Annotated in this window: 6 protein-coding genes; 1 reads left to right on the top strand and 5 read right to left on the bottom strand. The window is 62.9% G+C overall.

From position 1 onward, the window contains the following. Positions 1 to 232, bottom strand: a 232-nt coding sequence (locus tag I2E26_RS00270; RefSeq protein ID WP_195419162.1) for a hypothetical protein, incomplete at its 3' end; no start/stop codon positions are given. 469 nt (positions 233 to 701) lie between these two features. Between I2E26_RS00270 and I2E26_RS00265 the strand changes: the two genes are divergently transcribed. Then, complete coding sequence (locus I2E26_RS00265; RefSeq protein ID WP_195419161.1) at positions 702 to 1,739, top strand: hypothetical protein; 1,038 nt, start codon at positions 702 to 704, stop codon at positions 1,737 to 1,739. 77 nt (positions 1,740 to 1,816) lie between these two features. Here I2E26_RS00265 and I2E26_RS00260 read toward each other — a convergent pair whose 3' ends face one another. The 4 genes from I2E26_RS00260 to I2E26_RS00245 all read right to left on the bottom strand — a co-directional run bounded on the left by I2E26_RS00260 (position 1,817) and on the right by I2E26_RS00245 (position 6,048). Further along, positions 1,817 to 2,821 (bottom strand): nucleoid-associated protein, encoded by a 1,005-nt coding sequence (locus tag I2E26_RS00260; RefSeq protein ID WP_195419160.1) that lies wholly within the window; start codon positions 2,819 to 2,821, stop codon positions 1,817 to 1,819. Between the two features lie 164 nt (positions 2,822 to 2,985). Next, entirely contained in the window at positions 2,986 to 3,546 is a 561-nt protein-coding gene (locus I2E26_RS00255; RefSeq protein WP_195419159.1) for a PTS glucose transporter subunit IIA, read from the bottom strand. 222 nt (positions 3,547 to 3,768) lie between these two features. Next, positions 3,769 to 4,719 (bottom strand): L-lactate dehydrogenase, encoded by a 951-nt coding sequence (locus I2E26_RS00250; protein ID WP_147587892.1) that lies wholly within the window; start codon positions 4,717 to 4,719, stop codon positions 3,769 to 3,771. Between the two features lie 162 nt (positions 4,720 to 4,881). Next, positions 4,882 to 6,048, bottom strand: a complete 1,167-nt coding sequence (locus I2E26_RS00245) for a pyridoxal phosphate-dependent aminotransferase (RefSeq protein WP_195419158.1) — start codon at positions 6,046 to 6,048, stop codon at positions 4,882 to 4,884. Positions 6,049 to 6,216: the final 168 nt, after the last annotated feature.

The raw sequence follows: 6,216 nt of genomic DNA, 5'->3' as shown, positions 1-6,216 counted from the left end.
GCCCATCTTGCAAGGACGGGGTCCCGTCGCGTGGCGCGACGAGTTCCTGGTCGAGAGCCTGGGCGGCAGCGCCCTCGTCAGCAAGGCCGTTCGCCCACAGCACCGCCGGGGTCTGGCCCAGCACCAACGAAGTAATAAGTACAGCGGTTATACACCGATGCAGCACCAGGCGCCTACGGCGCGCCGCATCGGAGCCCGAATCGCCCAAACGAGCGTCGTCCCATCCGAACATAGCGGATCCCTTCTATCCAGAGCCACGCGCCTGCGCGCGCAGATGGGAGGCGATCCGGCTGAGCAATTCGCCCCCATGAACGCCGCCCGATCTACGACGTTGGAACCATGGGCGCTTGCATCACGGTTACTGGTACAGCTGGGGATTCGCACCCCTATTCTCCCAAGCCAGCCCCATCGGGAGGCGGGCTCGTGCGTCTCCGCACCACCATCTTGGCCATAAGTTCATTCATCCTAACATAGCGCCGATGCGATCTTGTGCGCACCGCCACGCGATATCGAAGCTGTAAGCCTAACCTTAAAGATGAACTTGAAACTCTACAGCTGCTCCACATTTCAAGAGACGCGCAGGTACAACGTATCCTAAACCTTCAACTTGACCCTTAAACATTGTCTAAGGTTCAAGTTCAACTCTAAACTTGCGCTATACTGCAGCAAGGACGACACGTTGCGATATCAAGGGATGATATATGCACGATTTTGGACACGCTCGCCGGGCGCTCGTTGTGGGCGCGGCCCTTACCGTGGCCCTCTCGGGCACCGCGCTGGCCCCGCATGGAGCATATGCCGCCACCCAGGCCACCGAGGCCAAGCTCAGCGAAACACAGAAGAAGGTCGAGCAATCCGCAGCCGCGTACGATGAGGCGTCGAAGAACGCCAGCGCGCTGCAGGCGAAGATCGATGAGACCGCCGCACGCATAGCCGAGCTCGAGGACCGGATTCCCGCCCTTCAGAAAAAGGCCGGTATCGCCATGCGCGATATGTATAAATCCAACCATGCCGGCAACAGCTTCATGAGCTTCCTCTTCGGGTCGCAGACGCTTGACGACCTCATCACCACGATGGCCTACCGCGACCACGTGCAAGAGTCCAACCTAGACGCTCTGAAGGCGTTGGACGCCGCGCAGGGCAACCTTGAAAAGCAGAAAATCGAGCTCGAACAGGCCAAGGCCAAGGCCGAAAGCGAAACCAGGATCGCCGAGCAGGCGCTGCAGGAGGCCCAGACCCTGCGCGAGCAGGCGCAGCAGCAGGCCGACGCGGAAGCGGCAGCCGAGCTCGCCGAGCTTCAGCGGGCCGCTCAGAGCGCGCCCGCGGACGCCCCCCTGCCCGCCGTCCCCGGTGCCGACGGCGTAGACTGGAGCTCCGATCAGGCTGCCTTCGTAGCCGAGTGGTCGGCGCGTATCGACGCCTACCTTGCCGGTTCACCGCTCGAGGGCCAGGGCGCCACCTTCGCCGCCGCCGCGTGGAAGTACGGCGTCGACCCCCGTTGGTCCCCCGCCATCTCCAACACCGAGAGCTCAAAAGGCCGCTACTGCTTCCGCGATTTCAACGCCTGGGGCTGGGGTTCCATGGATTTCGACAGCTGGGAGCAGGCTATCGACACGCACGTGCGCGGACTGGCGCGCGGCTACGGCTACACCATCAGCATCGAGGCGGCGAAGAAGTACTGCCCGCCCAACTGGTACCACTGGTACACCACGACGCTCTCCGAGATGAACCGGATCTAAGATGCAAGAAAACGCCCCCTCGACCGAGGGGGCGTTTTCTCAAGCGCGCGCATCCATTCGCATGAGCGGACATGCCGTCAGCGGTTCTCGATGCTCCCGATATTCTTCAGTGCAAGCGTGATCAAACCATTGGGCTCGTTCACGAACTCGATGTACTCGGGGTTGTTGCCCATCTCCGCCGGGAAGCTGATCTCGATACCCGTGTCGGTACGGATCTTGTGGTTGCGCACGGCCGCGCGCTCTACCTGGGCGCGCTCGACGGGTACCCGCTCGGGGAGCTTCTCCTCGCGCAACGTAGCCTTGATGGCATCGCGGATAACCGGTTCGTCCTCGAAGGCCTCGTCGACGATGTCCCATGGCGGAAGCTCCTCATCCTCTTCAACGGCCTCGGCAACGGCGGCTTTAGCCTTAGCAAGCGCCACCGCGGTGTTTGCACCATGCTCCTCGGCAACCTGCTCGACGACGCGCGTCACCGTATCGATGACTTCCTTGCCCGACACACCCGTCTCGCACTGCAACAGGCCATCGGGAATCAAATAGACGTCCTCGCCGGCGATCTTACGCTTCTTCTCCTGGTAGAACACCTCGAGCGTGCTCGCGCGCACCAACGCGTAGGACGCCACCTTCTGCGAGGGGCTGGGCAGGATGGCATGGTGGCGCGCGATATCGTTGCGCACCTCTCCCCCTTCGCGCGCCACCTCGTGCATGAACGCCATGCGGCTGCCCATGAGCATCACGGCAAACCAGCGCACGTCGTCGTCATCCTCGAAATCAGCCACGAACACATCCGTGGACTCCGCCTTCTCGGCCTTGGCGAGTTCGCCGGAAACGAACTCGGCGATCTGCAGCGATAGGTCGATAAAATCGCGCTCGCCAAAGAAGTACGACTTCAGCTCGGAGGCAAACCCGCTGTTCTCCGCAAAGGAGCCGCGCTTGTTGTCTCCCGACGTTCTCGCACGGCGCAGATGCGAGGTGACGAACGAGCGCACCGTGCGCGCATCCAGGTCGAGCTCGCGCTGCGAGAACACGTTGACCGCCGACTCGAAGTCAAGAATGTGCAAGATAGCGTGATTGACCTTCATGGGTGCCTTTCTGATGAACAGCGCTGCCGCGCGAAGGCACGGCAGCGCCAAGGAGGGTGAATGCAAGGGGGCGAGACGGTGAACAGCGGGACGGACGGCATCCGAAGGCCGACCATAAGCCTGGAAAGCGGGTTCGCGCGCGCTGCGCACACGCTGGAAAGCGCCTATTCCTTCACGATGACCAGCGGATCGCCGACCTTGACGAGCGGATGGCCGGCAAACAGCGTGTTGGACTGTCCGACAAGCTTTACCTTATCGAGCAGCGAGGGGCTCGTAACGATAACGGTAATCACGTCGTCGTACCCCGCGGCCTTGATGGCCTCGTCGTCGAACACGAGGATGGGCTCGCCGGCGGCGACGCGCTGCTCGGACTCGACGAGGCGCTTGAAGCCCTTGCCCTCGAGCTTCACGGTACCGATGCCCACGTGGATGATGAGCTCGATACCCGAGTCGGTGCGAATGCCGATGGAATGGTTGCTCACCGTGGTGGCGGCGATGCGGCCCGAAGCGGGCGCGTAGATGACGTTGCCCACGGGAACGATACCGTAGCCGCGACCGAAGAGACCGGACGAGATGGTCTCATCGCCTATCTCGGACAGCTCGACCAGCACGCCGTTGATGGGTGCGTACAGCGAATCGGGCCTGGTGGCAAACGTCGCACTGGGATATTCCCGCTCCTCGGTGGAAAGGCCGAGCGTTTTCTTGATCTTTTCAAACAGCACCATGCTACCTCCTGTAGCGTACATGAGCCGCCCGCCCGGGCGCGCTCGCCATTGGATACATGGTACCCAAGCACCGCGCAGGAAAAGGCCAAAAAGCCGTACAAGCGCCGAACAAAAGAATAAGCGGACGGCCCGCCGCACCGACGACGCCCCGCTCATTCCGTTGGGGATTCCGTCGCCGACGCTAAGGCCGTCCGCTCAGCAGACCACTTGGTAACGAAGCGCCTACGCCTCGAAATCAACCTGCTCGATGACGTTCTTGAGCGCGGCAGCCGAGCGATGGAGCTCAGCGAGCTCGCCCTCATCAAGAGAAACGGGCACGCGGCACTCGACACCGTTGCGGCCGACGATGGTCGGCATGGAGATGGCGATATCCTCGAGGCCGTACTCGCCAACCATGAGGCTGGAGACCGGCAGGATGTGCTTCTCATCGCGCATGATGGCGGTGCACAGGCGCTTCACGGACATAGCGATGCCGTAGTAGGTGGCATGCTTCTTGGAGATGATCTCGTATGCAGCGTTCTTCACCTCGTCGGCGATGCGCTCCTGCGCGGCCTCGTGGTCGAAGTGGCCGCGCATCTCGCAGAAATCGTGCAGGGGCACGCCGGAGACGTTAGCGCTGGACCAGACGGCCAGCTCGGAATCGCCGTGCTCGCCGATGATATAGGCATGGACGTTGCGCGGGTCGACGCCCAGGTGCGCGCCGAGCGCGTCCTTGAGGCGCGCGGAATCGAGGACGGTGCCGGAACCGATGACGTGGCTCTCGGGCAGGCCGGACATCTTGATGGCGGCGTAGGTAAGCACGTCGACCGGGTTGGAAACGATGAGCAGGATGCCCTCGAAGCCCACCTCGCGGATCTGCGGGATGATGGACTTGAAGATGTTGACGTTCTTGTTCACGAGGTCGAGACGGGTCTCGCCGGGCTTCTGGGCGGCGCCGGCGGTCACGACGATGATGGCGGCGTCGGCGGCGTCCTTGTAGTCGCCGGCATAGATCTTCATGGGGCTGGCAAACGGGGCACCATGGCTGATGTCGAGCGCCTCGCCCTCAGCGCGATCGCGATCGACGTCGATGAGGACCATCTCGCTGAACAGGCCGCTCTGCATCAGGGCGAACGCGGAGGAAGAACCAACGAAACCGCAACCGACGATAGCGACTTTCCTGTCATTAACCATGGGTGTTTCCTTCCCTATCGAGGCGCGAGGGCAAGGGCGTCGAACCAGCCCGTACCGCTCCTCATATCGAATAACAATTCCGATTGTAGCGCTCGGCCACTGAAAATAAAGAGCCGTATACCGATTTTTTATTGACAGTTTTATCGGTTTCTGAAAGCGGTTCTATCCAGTGATACCAGCTTCGCGAATCGCCTCGACCGCGGCGCGCAGCCCGTCGGGAGGCAGCACCAGCGCCATGCGCACATAGCCCTCGCCATGCGGTCCGAAGCTCGCACCGGGCGTGACGATGACGCCGGCGCGCTCCATGAGCTCCTCGCAAAACGCCATCGAATCCGTCCGGCCGCCCGGCAGCTTGCACCAGATGAACATGGAGCCATGTGCGTTGGGCCGCTCCCAACCCAGCGACTCGAGTCCCGCGCACAGAGCGTCGCGGCGCTCCTGGTATGCCAGGCGCTGCGCCTCGACCTCGTCGAGAGGGCCCTCGAGCGCGGCGATGGCCGCCTTCTGGATGGGCAGGAACATGCCGAAATCGATCTGGCTGCGCAGCTTGGAGAACGCGCCCACCACGTCGGCGCGACCCACGATAAAGCCGATGCGCGCGCCGGTGACGTTAAACGATTTGGAAAGGGAGAAGAACTCCACGCCCACCTCGAGCGCGCCGGGATAGGACAGGAAGCTGCCGCCGCGAGGACCGTCATAGGTGATGTCGGAATACGCGTTATCGTGCACGATCAGCAGGTCGTGCTCGCGTGCGAACGCGATAATCTCCTCGTAGAGCTCCGGCGTACCCACGGAGCCCACGGGATTCGCAGGCAACGATACGATCATGTACTTGGCGCGATCGGCCACCGCGGGGTCGATGCCGGCAACATAGGGCAGGAAGTCATGCTCGGCATTGAGCGGGTAGTATGCCAGTTGAGCGCCGGCGATCTTGGCGCCGGCCTCGAAAACGGGGTAGCAGGGGTCGGGAACCAGAATGGTGTCGCCGGGATCGAGCAGCGCCAACCCCAGATGGCCCACCCCCTCCTGCGTGCCGTTGCAGGAGGCAACCATGTCGGGCGTGATGCCCCCCACGCCGAAACGGCGAGCGTAGTAATCGCACACGGCCTGCTTCATCTCGGGCAGGTCGCGCAGGGAGTACTTCCACATCTGCGGGTCGCGCGCGGCCTCGGTCAGGGCATCGACCACGTGGTCGAAGGGCTGGAAATCAGGGGTTCCAACGGAGAGGTTGTACGTCGTGCGCCCCTCCGCCTCGAGCTTGAGACGACGGGCGTTAAGGGCGGAGAAGACCTCCGCCCCGAAGAGGTCGAGCTTGTCGGCAAACTGCATGGCGGGTCCTTCCTATACGCGCGCGTTCGCTCCATTATAGGACGGCGACGGCGACGGCAACGGCGGCAGCGTCAGCGGCGGCAGCGCTTCCAACACGGGGTAGCAGCGGCGGCCGGCTGAGGACCGCGACCGTATCAGCGGGCATCCCGTACGAGCGCCAACGGCGGC

It is taken from the genome of Collinsella sp. D33t1_170424_A12 (assembly GCF_015554865.1).
Lineage (GTDB): Bacteria > Actinomycetota > Coriobacteriia > Coriobacteriales > Coriobacteriaceae > Collinsella.
Note: the sequence above shows the minus strand (reverse complement) of the source record. Positions and strands in the feature narration are given on the sequence as shown.